13 protein-coding genes and 1 pseudogene are annotated in these 15,649 nt (G+C 70.8%); 8 read left to right on the top strand and 6 right to left on the bottom strand.

Annotation, left to right across the window (positions count from 1 at the left end; translation table 11 throughout):
• Both D7Y15_RS14165 and D7Y15_RS14160 read right to left on the bottom strand, forming a co-directional pair.
• Nucleotides 1–649: pseudogene (locus D7Y15_RS14165) on the bottom strand (apolipoprotein acyltransferase); the annotation flags it as partial.
• Nucleotides 646–1,233 (bottom strand): PadR family transcriptional regulator, encoded by a 588-nt coding sequence (locus tag D7Y15_RS14160; protein WP_121752915.1) that lies wholly within the window; start codon nucleotides 1,231–1,233, stop codon nucleotides 646–648. The gene D7Y15_RS14160 and the pseudogene D7Y15_RS14165, both read right to left, overlap by 4 nt.
• 186 nt (nucleotides 1,234–1,419) lie before the next feature.
• Here D7Y15_RS14160 and D7Y15_RS14155 point away from each other — a divergent pair, with 186 nt between their 5' ends.
• From D7Y15_RS14155 to D7Y15_RS14145, 3 genes are all read left to right on the top strand, one after another.
• Nucleotides 1,420–2,529, top strand: a complete 1,110-nt coding sequence (locus D7Y15_RS14155) for a trypsin-like serine protease (RefSeq protein ID WP_121752914.1) — start codon at nucleotides 1,420–1,422, stop codon at nucleotides 2,527–2,529.
• Between the two features lie 116 nt (nucleotides 2,530–2,645).
• Nucleotides 2,646–4,679: a CHAT domain-containing protein gene (locus D7Y15_RS14150; protein ID WP_120580325.1), complete on the top strand. Its 2,034-nt coding sequence runs from the start codon at nucleotides 2,646–2,648 to the stop codon at nucleotides 4,677–4,679.
• A complete protein-coding gene (locus D7Y15_RS14145) occupies nucleotides 4,676–8,326 on the top strand; it encodes a hypothetical protein (protein ID WP_121752913.1) in 3,651 nt (1,216 codons plus the stop codon). The genes D7Y15_RS14150 and D7Y15_RS14145 overlap by 4 nt, the downstream gene beginning before the upstream one ends.
• On the opposite strand, the gene D7Y15_RS14140 is transcribed toward D7Y15_RS14145, so the two are convergent.
• Nucleotides 8,309–9,772: a hypothetical protein gene (locus D7Y15_RS14140; RefSeq protein ID WP_121752912.1), complete on the bottom strand. Its 1,464-nt coding sequence runs from the start codon at nucleotides 9,770–9,772 to the stop codon at nucleotides 8,309–8,311. The two genes, D7Y15_RS14145 and D7Y15_RS14140, sit on opposite strands and share 18 nt — an antisense overlap.
• A gap of 208 nt (nucleotides 9,773–9,980) precedes the next feature.
• On the opposite strand from D7Y15_RS14140, the gene D7Y15_RS14135 reads away from it, so the two are divergent.
• The 5 genes from D7Y15_RS14135 to D7Y15_RS14120 all read left to right on the top strand — a co-directional run bounded on the left by D7Y15_RS14135 (nucleotide 9,981) and on the right by D7Y15_RS14120 (nucleotide 13,258).
• A complete protein-coding gene (locus D7Y15_RS14135; protein WP_121752911.1) occupies nucleotides 9,981–10,391 on the top strand; it encodes a response regulator transcription factor in 411 nt (136 codons plus the stop codon).
• Between the two features lie 155 nt (nucleotides 10,392–10,546).
• Nucleotides 10,547–10,936: a response regulator gene (locus D7Y15_RS14130; protein WP_121752910.1), complete on the top strand. Its 390-nt coding sequence runs from the start codon at nucleotides 10,547–10,549 to the stop codon at nucleotides 10,934–10,936.
• 32 nt (nucleotides 10,937–10,968) lie between these two features.
• Complete coding sequence (locus D7Y15_RS46400; RefSeq protein ID WP_255430363.1) at nucleotides 10,969–11,100, top strand: hypothetical protein; 132 nt, start codon at nucleotides 10,969–10,971, stop codon at nucleotides 11,098–11,100.
• Between the two features lie 49 nt (nucleotides 11,101–11,149).
• Nucleotides 11,150–12,085, top strand: coding sequence for a GGDEF domain-containing protein (locus D7Y15_RS14125; RefSeq protein ID WP_233604953.1), 936 nt, complete (start codon nucleotides 11,150–11,152; stop codon nucleotides 12,083–12,085).
• A 141-nt stretch (nucleotides 12,086–12,226) separates the two neighbouring features.
• Nucleotides 12,227–13,258 (top strand): LLM class flavin-dependent oxidoreductase, encoded by a 1,032-nt coding sequence (locus D7Y15_RS14120; RefSeq protein ID WP_121752909.1) that lies wholly within the window; start codon nucleotides 12,227–12,229, stop codon nucleotides 13,256–13,258.
• Here D7Y15_RS14120 and D7Y15_RS14115 read toward each other — a convergent pair.
• The 3 genes from D7Y15_RS14115 to D7Y15_RS14105 all read right to left on the bottom strand — a co-directional run bounded on the left by D7Y15_RS14115 (nucleotide 13,209) and on the right by D7Y15_RS14105 (nucleotide 15,615).
• The gene (locus tag D7Y15_RS14115; protein WP_148712764.1) at nucleotides 13,209–13,709 is read right to left on the bottom strand and encodes a DUF6232 family protein; all 501 of its coding nucleotides are present in this window, start codon (nucleotides 13,707–13,709) and stop codon (nucleotides 13,209–13,211) included. The two genes, D7Y15_RS14120 and D7Y15_RS14115, sit on opposite strands and share 50 nt — an antisense overlap.
• The gene (locus D7Y15_RS14110) at nucleotides 13,702–14,064 is read right to left on the bottom strand and encodes a DNA-binding response regulator (RefSeq protein WP_233597392.1); all 363 of its coding nucleotides are present in this window, start codon (nucleotides 14,062–14,064) and stop codon (nucleotides 13,702–13,704) included. The genes D7Y15_RS14115 and D7Y15_RS14110 overlap by 8 nt, the downstream gene beginning before the upstream one ends.
• Before the next feature lie 117 nt (nucleotides 14,065–14,181).
• Nucleotides 14,182–15,615: a HAMP domain-containing sensor histidine kinase gene (locus D7Y15_RS14105; RefSeq protein WP_121752907.1), complete on the bottom strand. Its 1,434-nt coding sequence runs from the start codon at nucleotides 15,613–15,615 to the stop codon at nucleotides 14,182–14,184.
• Nucleotides 15,616–15,649: the final 34 nt, after the last annotated feature.

The following is a 15,649-nucleotide window of genomic DNA, read 5'->3' as shown; positions in this document are numbered from 1 at the left end:
CCCTCCCCGCCCCCGCGAGCCGCAGCGCTCCGAAGCCGAGGATGGCCACCAGTACCGCCGCGTACACCGCCACTCCGGGCAGGACGCGGCGCCCTGTATCCCGGTGCTCGAACGCCCAGTTGGCCACCGTGGCGAACCACACCAGGACGAACGTCAGGCCCCACAACCCCGTCACCGATACCAGCTGCACCAGCACCGGCACCTTGGCCTGGGTGTAGGCCAGCACGCCCCAGGTGCCGAATGGATTGCCCAGGCTGCTGAAGAGCTCCAGCCCCGTCGTCGCCGCTGGCAGGAAGATCGTCCCCACGAAGGTGCCCCGTGGCCCCACGACGAGCCGGTCCGCCAGGTACAGCAGCGCGACCACCACCGCGCCTCCCAAGGCCATGCCCAAGGCGCTCGCGGCGGAGCCCGGGAACACTCCCAGGTTCGCCACGTAAACGGCGATGGTGTTGGCCACCAGCAGCCCCACGAAGCCCACCGCGGGCCGCTGCCTCCGGGAGAAGACGAGGAACAGGGCGCCCATCAGCCAGCCGGGCAGCACCGCCCACTCCGTGTTCAGCAACAGCACCAGTCCAGCCCCGACGCCCAGGGCGAGCCACGGCATGAACATGGACAGACGCCGCGCTCCTTCGTCCGGATGACCTCTCATCGCGCTCCCCTCTTCTTCGTCGAACCTGTCGTCGGCTTCATGCGCCCAAGTGCTTCGCGCGCCTCGTCACACCAGCGCAGGTGCGCCTCCAGCCCGAGCAGCCCCGCGCGAATCGACAAGTGCTGGTAGGCAAACTCCGGATCGTCTTGCCGGGCGTGGCGGACGTCCTCGTCGATGAGGCGCAGCACCGCCAGCAGCCCCTCGGCCTCGGCGCGGCTGCGCTCCACCTGCGCCAGGGAGTCCGCGGGCCCCACCTGGGCCCCGAAGAAGAGCTTGAGCAACAGCTCGTTGCGCTCGACGTGGGGGAGCACCGGCCGCCTCAGCCATTCAGCGAGCGCCTTCCGCCCCGCCGCCGTCACCCGGTACACCTTGCGGATCCGTCCGCCCCGCGAGCGCTCCTCCGGCTCGAGCTCGACGAGGCGCTCCTCCGCCATCCGCTCCAGCGTCGGGTACAGGTTGCCGTAGCTCTCCTGCCAGAAGTGGCCCACCGACCGCTCGATGGTGCTTCGCAGGTCGTACCCACTCATCGGCTCCCGGCACAGCATCCCCAGGATGGCGAACCGACAGGTGCTCTCCCTCGCCATGACTGCCTCCTCCACCCGGATATATCAGGCTGATATATCCGGCCACCAGCCCTTCGGCGTGCTCATTCGAGGAGGCGCCGCCGCTCGCTGTCTCTGTTGAAGGAGCGCCAGACCTGGTCGCGGACCCAGTTCAAGCGGTGAAAACAAGCCTGCTCGCCCCCAGAGGACGAACCGTAGAGTGGCTGCATGACCTCTCCCCGCTCGGCCTTCCCGTGGTCCCCTTCCCTGCGTGCCACCGTCGCGCTGGGCTTCCTGTCCCTGGGTGCTGGCTGTGGCCCTGAAGCGGTCGGTGATCCACCCGCCGTGGCGCAGACCGCTCGGCCTCTCTTGGGCGCCACGCCCGCCGCCGCCGGGGAGTTCCCCTGGATGGTGTCCCTCCAGGACGCGGCCGGGAACCACCTGTGTGGCGGCACCATCATCAACACCCACTGGGTCCTCACTTCACGCCAGTGCGTGCTGGGGACCGGCACCGTGACGCCCCCGCATCCCAGCACCCTGCGCGTCGCGGCGGGCAGCAACAGCCTGGCGGCGATGAGCAGCGCGGGTCAGGTGAGTACGCTGCTGGACATCATTCCCCTCATTGGCTCGTGGGATCCGACGCAGGGCAAGGACGCGGCGCTCCTGCGGTTGATGACCCCGCTGACGCTCAATGGCACCACGGTGGCGGCCCTGCCGGTGGCGACGGCGGCGGATGTCTCCGCCGGCTACACCGATCCGGGCGTCATCGCCACGCTCTCGGGCTGGGGGCAGACAACCCCCGGCAGTGCAATCCCAGACGCGTTGATGAAGATGAGCGTGCCGCTGATGTCCAACGCGGATGCCTCCCTGGCGCTGGGGCAACCCCTCACCACCGACCAACTGGGGGCGGATGGTTCGGCGCAGGGCAACGCCTTCTGCACGGGGGACGTGGGAGGCCCGCTGGTGGTGGACGGCCCCTCCGGGAAGAAGCTGGTGGGCGTCGCCAGCTACAACCTGGGCTGCTCGGCGCCGAACATCTTCGAGCGGGCTGCGTACCTCAAGGGGTTCATCGACTACATGACCCCGCGGCTGAGCACCGCGCCGCGGGCGACGCTGCAGCATGTGAGCGCCGCCCAGGGCGGCTGGAAGCACTACTCCCTGACCCTGCCGTCGGGCATCCCCGCGTTCACCGTGTCGCTCCAGAAGGGCACCGGCAATGGCACCCTCTACGTGCGCTACAACGCAGCGCCCACACTGACGAACTACGACTGCCGCTCCGGTGCCACGGACAGCAACCTGGAGTATTGCTCCCTCTACTACCCGAGCCAGGGGACCTAGTACATCTCGGTGTATGGCGAAACGGCCGTCGTCGAGGCCTCCATGCTCGGACGTACTTTCTATTGATACGGCCGCTTGCTCCAGGTGCCATGAGGACGGAGTAGGCTTCCGCTCGCATGAGCACGAGCGGAACGACGGCGCCCGGATTCTGGCTGGAGGTCGACCTCGCGCTGACTGGCGATGAGGTCAGCGCAACAGCGCGGGGCAGCGGAGGCCAACAGCCCGCGCCGCACAGGTTGGGGCCCGCGCACTCGCGCGAGTCCCTCCGCCGCTTCGGTGAGTGGGTGCGGGACGCAGCCGTGCGCGGAGTACCCCTGGAGTCCGCCGAGCAGGCGCGGGCGCTGCACTCCGCCCTCTTCCGCGAGGGGCTCCAGGAGGTGCTGCTCGAGCTGCGCGGCGTGTCGCGCAACATCGGGAGCAAGAAGCCGCTGCTGCTGCGCCTGCTGCCCCGGGACCGCGAGCTCCAGGCGCTTCCCTGGGAGGCGCTCTGTGGACCGTCCGGGCCGCTCGACTTCCTCGGCATCTCGCCGGAGCTGTGCATCGTGCGCGGGGTGCAGTCCACGAAGCCCTGGCTTCCTCGCGAGGTCACTGGGGCCGTGCGGCTGCTCGTCGTCTCGCCGCTGGACGAAGAGGCACCGGCCCGCCTGCGCGCCATGCTCCAGCCGGCCATCGACTCCGGAGCGCTGGAGTGGATGGAGCCGCTCGTGGGGGCCCGCTCGCGGCGCGACTACGTCATCGACCGGCTCCGCTCGGAGCCCGCGCCGCACATCCTGCACTTCATCGGTCATGGCGGCGTGGACGCGAAGGGGGCTCCGGTCCTGCAACTCACGGATGCGGACGGCGCGTCCGCGGGGCTCTCCGTGGAGCTGCTGGCGAAGGAGCTGGCGGGAGCCTTCCGGGGCGACCTGCGATTGGTGGTGCTCGAAGCCTGTCAGGGCGCTCAACCGGGGGCGCTGACGAGCGCGGCGGAGCTGCTCGCGCAGGGCGGCGCGGACGCGGTGGTGGCGCACCTGTGGCCGGTGAAGACAGACGTGGCGCGCGCGTGCTCGCGGGCCTTCTATCGCGCGTTGGTGGGAGACACCCGGCACCGGGGCGACGTGGCCCGCTGCCTCCATGACGCGCGCAGCACGGTGCTCACGGAGTTCGGCGAGAGCGCCGAGGCCTTCTCCCCCGTCCTGTACCTGCGAGGCAGTGACACCACCCTCTTCTCCTTCCGGCCCGCCCGGGTGAACGCCGCGCCCCGTGCTCCCGTGCGGTCCGAACCGGTGCGCGGAGAGGACCCGTCCCTGCGCGGGCTCCTGGACCTGGTCTCGCGTCCCTTCTCCCTGGTGCTGGGCGACCACGGGGGCACCACGGACGAGGACCTGCGGGAGCTCTTGCACGGCCGGATGCGGGGCACGCCCTGGGCCGTGCCGGAGGCGCTGCCGATGAGCGCGCTGGCGCAGCGGTTCACGCTGCGCTTCGGGCCCAAGACGCTGGACTCGCACTTCCAGGAGGTGTTCCGGGATGCGATGCCCACGCTTCCGCTGGTGGAGGCGCTGGCGCGGCGGCTGAGGCCCGGCGTGCACATCACGCTCTTGCGCATGCCTGTGTTGGAGCAGGCACTCGCGCTGCACCGGCCCGAGCTGCCGCTTTATGTCATCCAGCCGTCGACGCCAGACGAGGGCTCCGCGCTGATCCGACGGCGCCTGCCAGGGCAGGACTGGGAACCGCTCGACACGCTGCCCCTGGACTTCGACCCGTCGCGCGACGTGGCGCTGGTGCGGCTGTACCGGGGCTACCTGCCCGACCGCGTCTTCGAAACGCCCCTGCTCACGGAGGACGATTACCTGCACGGCGTGCGAGACCTGGAGTCCGTCCTGCCTCCGGACCTGGCGGACGCCATCCTGGGGACGCTGGACAGCCGCCCCGCGCTGCTCATTGGACTGTCATTGCTGGCATGGAACCACCGCATGCTGCTGTCTCGGTTGTTCGGACGCCGGCCGCTCCCTCGCAAGAGCCTGGTGCTGCTGGAGCCCGGGGTGCATGAGGCGGAGTCTTGGAAGTCAGGCCGGGGCCTGCCCGCGGGCGCTGGCATCCAGGTGGTGCAGGCGGAAGCGGGCGCGGTGGCCGAGTCGCTCGGCACGGGGACGCAGGGAGGTTCGCGATGAACGGCCTGGTGAATCCCTTCCTCGGGCCGCAGCCCTACCGCGCGGCGGACCGCGAGCGCTTCTTCGGCCGCGAGACCGTGACGCAGCGGCTGGTGAATCGCATCCTCGCGCACCCGTGCCTCACGCTCTTTGGCCCCTCGGGCGCGGGGAAGTCGTCGGTGATGCAGGCCGGCGTGATTCCGCTGTTGGAGGAGGCGCACGAGTTCCGCACGGTGCGCATCGACGGGTGGCTCGCGGGGGAGGCTCCGCTGGCGCGGCTCGTGCGCACGATGCACGCGGAGCTGGAGCTGGGGCCTCCACCGGAGCAAGCGGGGACGGTGGAAGCGCTGGACTCGGCGCTGGAGCTCGCGTCGCAGCGCTCGGACCGGCCGGTGCTCATCTACCTGGACCAACTGGAGCAGCTCTTCCTTCCGGGGCGCGACGTGGAGGCGACCGGCGCGCTGCTGAAGGGGCTGGACGCGCTGGCACGCAAGCCGGTGCGCGGGCTGCAGCTCGTGCTGGCGATGCGCGAGGACTACCTGGGGCGCTTCCGTGACCGCGTGCGGGGCCGGCGCGAATTGCTGGAGCAGGGCTTCCGGCTGGGGCCGCTCACCGTGGGCGAGATGGTGCGGGTGTCGTGCCGGCTGGCCACCGAGAAGGGCCTGCCCACGCAGCCCTGGTCCGAGCAGGAGGTGCGCGCGCTGATGCGGCAGGTGCGCATGGCGGGACAGGGCGAACAGGACGATGACGCCGAGGTGCAGGCCGCGTTCGCGCAGATCGTCTGCCGGGCGCTGTGGGACGAACGGGCGCGGGGCCAGGCCGTGGAGCCTGTCGCCGCGGAGCCGATGGTGCACCGCTACCTGGAGGCGACGCTGGATGCGCTCGGCTCCGACAAGAAGCGGGCGGCGCGCCGGTTGCTGGAGCAGCACCTCATCGCGAGCGACGGCAGCCGGACCCTGCTGACGGAGCAGGAGGCCCGCGCCGAGCTGCCACCCGAGCACGCGGACGAGGTGCTGACGCACCTGGAAGCGGCGGCGGTGCTGCACGCGGAGCAGCACCAGGGCAGCCGGTACTTCGAGCTGGGACACGACTGGCTCGCGCGCAAGGTCTTCGACCTCAAGCAGCAGCGCATCGAGCGGGAGTCAGGGCAGCGACAGCGCCGGCGTGAAGCGGCCGAGCGGCGCAGGCTCATCATCCTGGCCTCGGTGGCGGTGGGCGTGGCGGCGCTGATGGCCCTGCTGCTCATCTGGGCCTGGACGGAGCGGACCCATGCGGAGCGGGCGAAGACGGCCGCGGATGGCGCGAAGCAGGAGGCCGTCAAGCAGGCGCGAGACGCGCGGGGATTGGCGTTGATGGCGGGGGCTCGCGACCTGCAGGGCCGCGGCTACGCCGCGATGGCCACGAAGCTGCTGCTCGAAGTGCCTGAGCCCGAGCAGGCGCGGTGGTGGACGCAGTTGGCGCATGACGTCCTGAAGGAACCCCTCCCGGAGGTGACGTTCCAGGGAACGGCTCCGCTGAACGTCGCGGCGTTCAGCCCGGACGGCCTGCGGGTGGCGGCGGCCTCCCGGGAAGGACCGGCGTGGGTATGGCGCGTGGACGGGACGGGCACCCCCGTGGCGTTGACGGGCCATGAGGGCATCGTCGACTCCATCGAGTTCAGCCCGGACGGGCAATGGGTCGCCACCGCCAGCCGGGACGCCACCGTCCGGGTGTGGCGGTCGGATGGGACGGGCACGCCCGAGGCGCTCTGGAAGTACGAGGACACCGTCCACTCCGCGAGGTTCAGTCCGGATGGCCAGTGGCTGGTGACGGCTTCGGCGGACATGAGCGTGCAGGTGCGGCGGGCGGATGGAACCGGCGAGCCCGTGATGCTGGGCGAACACCAGGCCTCGGTCCTGTCGGCGCGCTTCAGCCCGGAGGGGCGGCGCGTGGTGACCGCCTCCTGGGACAGGACGGCGCGGGTATGGCGGGCGGATGGGAAGGGCCCGCCCATCGTGCTCAAGGGGCACACGAAGCCCGTCTTCTCCGCCGAGTTCAGCCCGGATGGACAGTGGGTGGTGACGGCTTCCGAGGACAAGACGGCGCGGGTGTGGCGAGCGGATGGGAAGGGCTCGCCCGTCGTGCTCAACGGGCATGAGGGGAGCGTGAACTCCGCCACGTTCAGCCCCGATGGCCAGTGGGTGGTGACGGCTTCCGAGGACAAGACGGCGCGGGTGTGGAAGGCGGATGGGACGGGCTCTCCCACCGTCCTTAATGGCCATACAGACCCCATCACCTCCGCGGAGTTCAGCCCCGATGGCCAGTGGGTGGTGACCACGTCGTTCGACGGGACCGCAAGGGTGTGGAGGGCGGATGGAAGAGGCTCCCCCCGGGCGCTCCAGGGGCACCAGGGCTGGGTCGCGGACGCGCGATTCAGTCGGGACGGCCAGCGGATCATCACCGCGTCCAGTGATGGAGCCCTCCGGGTCTGGAAGGCGGGCGGGCCGGAGCTTCCCGTGGTGTTCCAGGGTCCCGGAGAGGCGGCCGACGCGGTCCGGTCCGCGCGGTTCAGCCCGGATGGGCAGCGGGTCGTCACGGCGGGCGCCGACGGAGCGGCACGCGTCTGGCGCACGGAGGGGACGGGCGCCCCCGTGGTGCTCGATGGGCGCGCGGGTCCCGTCTTGTCGGCCGCGTTCAGCCCGGATGGACACCAGTTGGTGACTGTCTTCGAGAACGGGAGTGCGCGGGTGTGGCGGACGGATGGGATGGGCCCTCCGGTGATGCTGAAGAATCCGCTCAGGCCCATCGGGTCCGCGGAGTTCAGTCCGGATGGCCAGTCGGTGTTGATCACGTCCGGGGGCGAGCCCCAGGTGTGGAGGGCGGACGGGAGCGGGACACCGCGGGTGCTGAAGTCCGACGATGCACGCTCCGCCCGGTTCAGCCGCGACGGTCAGTGGGTCGTGACCGCGTTTGTCCGGGTCCCGAAGGTGCAGAGGACGGATGGAACCGGCACGCCCGTGCTGCTCCAGGGCCATGAGCGCCGCGTCCTCTCCGCCGAGTTCAGCCAGGACAGCCAGTGGGTGGTGACGGCGTCCGAGGACCAGACCGCGCGGGTGTGGAAGGCGGACGGGACGGGCACACCCGTCGTGCTCAAAGGGCATGGAGGTGACGTCTATTCCGCGAGCTTCAGCCCGGATGGCTTGTGGGTGGTGACAGCGTCCGCTGACAAGACCGCGCGGGTGTGGAGGGCGGACGGAACGGGCACGCCCGTCGTGCTCAAGGGACACCTGAACGTCGTCAATTCCGCGCGCTTCAGCCCGGATGGCCTGTGGGTGGTGACGACCTCGGTTGACCAGACCGCGCGGGTGTGGAGGGCGGACGGAACGGGCGTGCCCCTGGTGATCCAGGGCTGTGAGTCGGAGGTCGCATCCGCCGAGTTCAGTCCGGCCGGGCAACAGCAGGTCCTGACGGTGTGCGCCGATGGACAGGCACAGCTCTGGCCCCTGGATGTCTCGGAGCTCCAGCGGCGGCTTCGGGCCGTCAACAAGGACTGCCTTCCTCCGGACGTCCGTCGCAGCTACCTGGATGAAAGCGAGGAGCAGGCGCGCAGCGGCTATGCGGAATGTGAGAGGGCCCAGGGACGGGATCCGCTCGTGACGCCGCCCCCGACGCTACGGCTGCTGCCCTGAAAGCCTTGCAGCGGGGTCTCCGAGCAACACATAGCCGCGCAAGTCATTGCGCTGCATCCATTGATGACCCTGTCGCTTCGGGTCGACAGGATCCGGAATGCCATACACCTGCGCGTCCTGCCGCGCCCGGTAGCCCGCCAGCAGCGCGTCGTTGACGCCCCGGTACGCGCTCATCAACGCGTCCAGGGCGACGCCCGCGCGGCTACCGTTGGACAGGATCTGGAGCGCGGAGAGGACACGCGAGGCACGGCCGCGCGTCATGTCCTCCGAGTCCAGGAACCCGAGCGTCCATGCCAGGTCGCTGTGGCCGATGATGCCCAGCGGTCCGCGCGGATTCGCCAGCAGGGCCTGGGGCAGCGCCGCCACGAAGGGACGCTCCCCTGCCCTGGGCAGGCTGTGCAGCACGGAGTCAGGACGGCCCGCGAACCCGCCAGCCGCGGCGATCTGCGCGAGCCATGCATGGAACGCACTGTCCGGTGGAGTCGCCGCGCCGAAGCACGCCACGCTGAACCACATGCCTCCGGGCAGGAAGGGCGTGTCCCTCAGCATGGCTCCCGTGAGCGGTGGGCCTCCGCCCAGCGTCAGCGCGCCCTGCATCGCCCGCTGCTCCTCGGGAGAAGCCCATCCCTTCGAGGGCCGCCCCAACCCATGCGCCACCGTGAGCATCACCGCCGAGCGCGCAGCGGCCGCGGCCTCCAGGAGCGCGTCCGCGTCCCCGTAGTCATAGGGAACCTCCTGGACCTTCAACGCGGGCCGCTTCTGCCTCCACCGCGTCTCCATGACCTGCCGGCAGGGCTCCACCAGCAGGTGGTGTCCGGAGGTCGTGGCCGTCGTCCCGTCCCGCGCCGTGTACAGGAGCATGTCGGGGGACTCCGGAGGCGCGCCCTGCTTCTCGGCCGCGATCACCTTCCCCGCGTAGGACGTGTAGCCCGCGAGGTCTGGTTCACCGTCGGGCAGCCCTACGTGAAGCCGTCCCACGAACGCGCTATGCGCGAGCACGTGCTGCAACTCCATGGACACGTCGGGCAGGTCCCCGAGCAGCAGCAGGTACCTGGGACGCTCCTCCTCGGGGACGTCCTCGGCCCGGTGCACCGACTCCTTCCAGCGCACCGCCGCGTTCGCGTCCATGCCGGGAGGAACGCGGTAGCGCATCACCGCGGCGCCCTGCTCCTGCTCGCGGTGCTGGATGAGCGGCTCGATGGCGCGAAGCATGGCGTCGCCCGCCGTGCCCAGGGGCGCGATGACACCCCAGCGCTGGGCGGGCAGGTCATTCGGGTTCGCGTCGGGCCGCTCCAGCGTCATGCCCTCGGCACGGCGAGGAAGCGGCGCGGGCCTGGGGGCATCCCGGGTGGAGTCCGCGGGAAGCCCGTCCTCCAGCACCGGCCGGCGGTCGTCAGCGCGCGCGAGCAGGAGCTGGAGTGATTCATCCTTCACGGGCTCGGGCATCTTTCGGCTCCCGGTGGGACCTGCGTTCTATTGATTCACGGCCCGCGGACGCGGCGGGGTACGGCCTTTTTCGTCCAGATTCCGGAGACTGGTCCAGGAATTGGAAAACGGGCCCATCCTCGCTCGCCCCCCCCCTTCCAATCCCTTGCAATGACTGGAATGGGCGTATGACATCCTGCGCGGCACAACAGCTGCACTGTTGTTGTGCATGCACGGTAAAATCCTCCTCCTCGATTCGAAGCCCCCGGTTCGTGGGGCAACGGCGCGTCACCTGACGGCCGCGGGCTTCACCGTTCTCACCGCTCGCACGGATTCCCAGGCTCGCGGCCTGCTGAACACGAACCTGTTCGACGCGATCCTCATCGACCACCCCTTCGGCCGGCCCGGCATGGAAGAAGGTCTGCGCTTCGCGCGCGACCTGCGCCTGCAGGACGCGCACATTCCCATCCTGTTGATGACGGCGCTGCCCCTGGACGAGGTGCGGCACTCGGCGTGGAGCAGTGGCATCACCAGGCTGCTTCCCAAGCCGCAGCTGATGCCGGTGCTCATCCTCCACCTGTCCGCGCTGATTCCCGCCGCGGCCAACGAGGACCAGCCCCAGCCCATCCCCATGCGGTGAGCATGCGGGCTGCCGTCAGTGTCTGACTTGGTCCGAATTCTGGAAAGTGGATCCGCAAGCTGGACAGACGCGCGCGGCGGACGTGCTTCCGCCGGGCCAAGTAGCTGTAAAGACTCCCTCCCTCTATTCTCGGGGCCCTGGCCCCTCACTTGCTCATGCCTTCGTGTGTGCCCCGGAACCTGCTGATCGTCGACGATGAAACGGTCCTGTGCTGGGTCCTGGGCCGCTTCTTCGCCAGCGCCGGCTACAAGGTCGACTCCGCCACGGACCTGAATGAGGCCCTGGAGCACATGAAGCGCAGCCGGTACGACCTGGTCATCAGCGACCTGCGCCTGAGCGGAACGCAGTCCGAGGAAGGGCTCATCATCGCGGAGTGGGTGCGCGAGTCCTCGCCCGCCACGCGCATGGTGCTGCTGACGGCGTTCGCGACGCCGGAGCTGGGGACGCGTGCGCAGGCGCTGGGTGTGGACCTGGTGCTGAGCAAGCCCCAGCCGCTGCCGGACCTGGCGGAGCACGTCTCGCAATTGCTGGAAGTACCGCGCTAGGAAAGCGCCCGGTCGCCGTCCAGTAGAGGTCCATGAACAATCCCGCCGCCGTTGCCCCCGTGTCCCGCCGGGGGTTCCCGGCTTCTGTCGCCGCTGTCCTGTGCCTGGGGCTGTGGCTGTTGCCGTCCGCCGCGTTCGCGGACGACGCACCGGACTTCACCTAGACGGTGTTGAGCGTCCGGGTGGTAACGCCCCGTTCCATGGGCCAGCCGCGTGGCGGAGAACCTGGAGCACACCGCGGTGCGGGGACGGGCGCCCCCCGCCTTGCCGCATCCCCGGGGTGCGGCGGAGCCGGTGCTCAACGAGGCGGCGGCGCTGGCGCTGGTGCGCGAGGCAGTGAGTGCCTTGGAAGTACCGGTGCTGGTGGTGGCGCCGGGCCGCAAGCCCTTCGCCGCCAACGCGGCGCTGGCGGAGCTCCTGGGGCTGCCGGAGGAGCGGCTGGCGGGCATGGCCTTCGATTCGCTGTGCCAGTACATCGCGAGCCTGACCTCGGACTCCGGCGGCACGCTGCGTCAGCTGGAACTGGCGGCGGAGAGTTCGCGCGGGCTGCACCTGACCCTGTCGCTGGAGCGGCCCCGGCCGCGCGTGGTGCGCTGGGTGGCGAGGCCCTTCCTGGTGCCCGGTGGCATCGCGCAGCTCCTGTCGCTGACGGACCTGGGCATTGGCGCGGACCTGAAGGGCACGCGCGAGCGGCTGTTGCGCCAGGGCGCGCTCACGGGGCTGGACACCCGGCGCGTGGGCGAGGAGCGGCCGGCCAAGGAGATTGGCCGCTGCCGCCGGGAGGGCCTGCCCACCAGCCTGCTCCTGGTGGATCTGCTGGAGCTGGGCGCCATCAACCGCACGCGCGGCTACGACGCGGGCGACGCGGCGCTGCGCGAGCTGGCCCGGCACGCGGAAGGCCTCTGTCCTCCCCCGGGCTTCGTGGTGCGCTGGACGGGGGACACCCTCCTGCTCGCGCTGCCCGGGGCGGACGCCGTGGGCGCGGAGGCCGCGCGCCAGCAGCTCCATGACGTGCCCGGCCAGCCCGCGTGCGTGTCCATCGCCGTGACGGTGCGGGGCGAGGAGGATCCGCACCGCACCCTGGACCGCGCGCACGCCGCGCTGGTTCGAGCGAAGTCCGAGCGCAAGGCCGGCCCCCCGCACGCCTGAAGCCAGGCTGATGGGTGGGATGGCCTCCGCCTGGCGGTCCGGAGGGCCCGAGCGCCCGAGCGGTGCGTCAATGCCGTGAAAACCCCGAGGGCCCTGGCTATCGAAGGGCTTTTCCGCCCCCGTGGCGCGAGGGTCCCCCCGATGATCCCCTTCTCCGTCCTCGACCTGTCCCCCGTCATCTCCGGGGGCGACGCCGGCCTCGCCCTCCACAACAGCCTGGACCTGGCCCGCCACGCGGAAGCCCTGGGCTACAAGCGCTTCTGGCTGGCCGAGCACCACAACATGACGGGCATCGCCAGCGCGGCCACGTCGGTGGTCATCGGGTACGTGGCGGGGGGCACGAAGACGATTCGCGTGGGCGCGGGCGGCGTCATGTTGCCCAACCACGCGCCGCTCATCATCGCGGAGCAGTTCGGCACGCTGGAGACGCTCTATCCCGGCCGCATCGACCTGGGCCTGGGCCGCGCGCCGGGGACGGATCAGCGCACCTCCGCCGCCCTGCGCCGGGGCCTGGGGGGCGCGGACAGCTTCCCGCAGGACGTGGTGGAGCTGCAGAACTACTTCAAGGACCCGGTGCCGGGGCAGGCCGTGCGCGCGGTGCCGGGCGCGGGCTTGCACGTGCCGCTGTGGCTGTTGGGCTCCAGCACCTTCAGCGCGCAGCTGGCCGCGGCCCTGGGGTTGCCCTTCGCGTTCGCGTCGCACTTCGCGCCCGCGCAGATGATGAGCGCGCTGCACCTGTACCGCACGCAGTTCCGCCCGTCGGACGTGCTCCAGAAGCCGTACGCGATGATTGGCGTGAACGTCTTCGCCGCGGACACGGACCAGGAGGGGCAGCGCCTCTTCACGTCGCTGCTCCAGGCCTTCATCAACCTGCGCCGGGGCCGGCCGGGCCCGCTGCTGCCGCCGGTGGAAAGCATGGACGGTCAGCTCAACGAGATGGAGCTGGCGGAGATCGAACACATGCTGGCGTGCACCGTGGTGGGCTCGCCGGACAGCGTGCGCGACGGCCTCCAGTCCCTCATCGAGCAGACCGGAGCCGACGAGCTGATGGTGACCGCGCAGATCTTCGACCACGCGGCGCGCCTGCGCTCCTACGAGATCGTCTCGCGGGTGCGCGACCAGCTCACGGCCGCTGACACGCGGCCCGCACCGTCCCCGCAAGCCGTGCGATGAGCTGGGCGTCGTGGCTGCCGAAGACGCGGCGCGAGCCGCCCGGCAGCCCCAGCACCAGGTAGTGGGTTTCCTCCACCACGAGCAGCGCGGCCATGGACGCGAAGAGGCCCAGGGCGGTGAGGACGAGCCCCGCCTCGTAGGCGCCCTTCAGCGCCGTCACGCTGACGGACAGCCAGGACAACAGCGGCAGCCCCAGCGCCCCGGCCAGGCCCACCGCGAGCAGGTAGGGCCACACCTTCGGGGTGCGGCGCGCGGTCTCCACCTGGAGCACGTCGCGCAGCGCCCAGCTCTGGCCGCCCACGACGAGCCGCTCGGCGGTGACGCGGACCTGGCCGGCCTGGAAGAGGGAGGGCTCCCCCGAGTCCAACACCGGAGCCACCGGGCGGCGCTCCACTTCACGCAAGGGGACAACGGGACGCAGCACGGTGACGACGGCCATCGGTTCACCCATGGGTGGTCTCCAACAGAGGGAAGTGCGAGCGCAGGAGGGCGCGAAGCTCATCGAGTGGGCTGCCCAGCGCGAAACATGCCCGGGCCCCCTGACACAGGGCGCGGGACACCAGACGCTCGTCCGCGAAGGGCAGGAGGACGACGACGGGCGCGGTGGCGGCGCAGTCCCGAGCGCGTGTCATCACCGGGAGGATGGCCTCCCCGCGCTCCACGTGCGCCAGCACCAGGTCCGGCCGGGCCGCGTCCTCCGCGTCCAGGAACAGGGCGATGCCCAGGTCGCCCAGCACGTCCGCCAGCAGCGAGGCCAGGGACTCATCCGCACCGAGCAGCAAGGCCCGGGTTGTGCGCAGGGACACCACGGTCCCACGTCACAGCAAGCTACATGCCGGAACCACCGTCCCCCGGGGCCACCGCGTGATCACCCGTGGACCGTGGCAATCCGCCAGCCCCCCGTGGCGGATTGCCACGCGGGCCTAGTTCAGGGGGCTCGTGCCTGGAGCGTCGTGCGGCGGCGGGGAGACGTCCCAGGAGGAAGAGCCCGCCCGCGGCAGCTCGAACCAGAACGTGCTCCCCTTCCCGCGCGTGGACGTGACACCCACCCGGCCCCCGTGCCCTTCCACCAGCTTCTTGACGGTCGCGAGCCCCAGCCCGAGCCCTTCGGCGATGGCGCTGCTCCCCTTGACGCGGAAGTACGGCTCGAACAGGGAGGGCAGGAGCTCCGGCGTGATGCCCGGCCCCGTGTCGCTGACGCGGGTGCGAATGAAGGCCCCCGTGTCCTCCACGCGGAGGGTGACCCGCCGGGTCGTCGCATCGCCCATGTACTTGATGGCGTTGCGGATCAGGTTGCCGAGCAGGCTCAGGTAGACGCCGGTGCTGCAAGCCACCAGGACCGGCGGAACGGGCTCGTGACGCAGCTCGATGCCGGCCTGCTCCGCCTCCACCGCGAAGCCGCCCAGCAGGTCGGTGATGATCGCCCGGGGTTCGGCCCGGGCACCGGGATCCGGCCGGGCTCCGGAGCGGGCGAAGTCCAGGAGCGCGCCGGTGATGGCATCCGCCCGTGAGAGGCTCCGGATGATGCGCTTGAAGGGCGCGCGAGAGGATTCCTCCGGGGTCTTGCGCAAGCCGAGCTCGGCGGCCATCCGGGCCGAGGACAGCGGGTTGCGGATGTCGTGCGCGACGCGGCCCGCGAACTGCTCCAGCTCCTCTGCTCGCGCTTCGACGAACTTCGTGTGCGCGTCCGCGAGCGCGCGGCGTCCTTGCAGTTCGCGATGGAGCAACCACGCCACGACCCCGGCCAGGATGCCGCACAGCGCGTGGAGGCTCGTGCTCAGCCACACGGCTTCGCGGCGCGCTTCGCGGATGCGCTCCGCCAGCTCCCGTCCCCGGACCGCGTTCCATTCGATGGAGCGCGTGATGTCCTCAAGGAGGCGCCGGCCCGGGGGTTCGACTTCTTGTTCGAACAGCGCCCCCTCCTCCCCCTCCCGCACGGATGCCGCGTCCGTGCGGGCCTGCTTGACCGCGGCTTCGAAGCGCGACCAGGACTCCTGCACGTCCCGCCTCACCGCCTGCTCGCCCGGGAGCGCCGTCAGATCCAGGTACTCGCTGATGCCCGCCCTCGCCTCCGACAGGGCCGTCTCCAGCTCCCGGTCCAGCTCCCCCCGGTGCATCGGCTCATTGATGAATCGGGCGAGGACCAGCTCGGCCTCCAGCACGGCCCTGCGGACGAGCGCGAGGTGCTCGATGCTCGGCGCCGAGTTGTAGATGATCTCATTCGAGAGATCGCTGATGACCCCGGACGATCGCTGGACGATCCAGCTGGTCACGAAGAAGCTGCCCACGACGGCGGCGAAGGCGAGGAAGAGCAGCTTCCACGACACTTCGGTCCTGGCGGGGCGAGGCGTGGGCATGCCCATTCCATGAGCCCCCGCCGCCCGTGCGGCA

The organism is Corallococcus sp. AB030, assembly GCF_003668965.1.
Classification (GTDB): domain Bacteria; phylum Myxococcota; class Myxococcia; order Myxococcales; family Myxococcaceae; genus Corallococcus; species Corallococcus exiguus.
Note: the sequence above shows the minus strand (reverse complement) of the source record. Positions and strands in the feature narration are given on the sequence as shown.

What these genes read in the sequence shown, in the direction of transcription:
- D7Y15_RS14140 (WP_121752912.1), bottom strand. Translation starts at nt 9,772, where the DNA reads ATGCCCGAGCCCGTGAAGGATGAATCACTCCAGCTCCTGCTCGCGCGC.
- D7Y15_RS14105 (WP_121752907.1), bottom strand. Translation starts at nt 15,615, where the DNA reads ATGCCCACGCCTCGCCCCGCCAGGACCGAAGTGTCGTGGAAGCTGCTC.
- D7Y15_RS14130 (WP_121752910.1), top strand. Translation starts at nt 10,547, where the DNA reads ATGCCTTCGTGTGTGCCCCGGAACCTGCTGATCGTCGACGATGAAACG.
- D7Y15_RS14155 (WP_121752914.1), top strand. Translation starts at nt 1,420, where the DNA reads ATGACCTCTCCCCGCTCGGCCTTCCCGTGGTCCCCTTCCCTGCGTGCC.
- D7Y15_RS14145 (WP_121752913.1), top strand. Translation starts at nt 4,676, where the DNA reads ATGAACGGCCTGGTGAATCCCTTCCTCGGGCCGCAGCCCTACCGCGCG.
- D7Y15_RS14115 (WP_148712764.1), bottom strand. Translation starts at nt 13,709, where the DNA reads ATGGGTGAACCGATGGCCGTCGTCACCGTGCTGCGTCCCGTTGTCCCC.
- D7Y15_RS14135 (WP_121752911.1), top strand. Translation starts at nt 9,981, where the DNA reads ATGCACGGTAAAATCCTCCTCCTCGATTCGAAGCCCCCGGTTCGTGGG.
- D7Y15_RS14120 (WP_121752909.1), top strand. Translation starts at nt 12,227, where the DNA reads ATGATCCCCTTCTCCGTCCTCGACCTGTCCCCCGTCATCTCCGGGGGC.
- D7Y15_RS46400 (WP_255430363.1), top strand. Translation starts at nt 10,969, where the DNA reads ATGAACAATCCCGCCGCCGTTGCCCCCGTGTCCCGCCGGGGGTTCCCG.
- D7Y15_RS14150 (WP_120580325.1), top strand. Translation starts at nt 2,646, where the DNA reads ATGAGCACGAGCGGAACGACGGCGCCCGGATTCTGGCTGGAGGTCGAC.
- D7Y15_RS14160 (WP_121752915.1), bottom strand. Translation starts at nt 1,233, where the DNA reads ATGGCGAGGGAGAGCACCTGTCGGTTCGCCATCCTGGGGATGCTGTGC.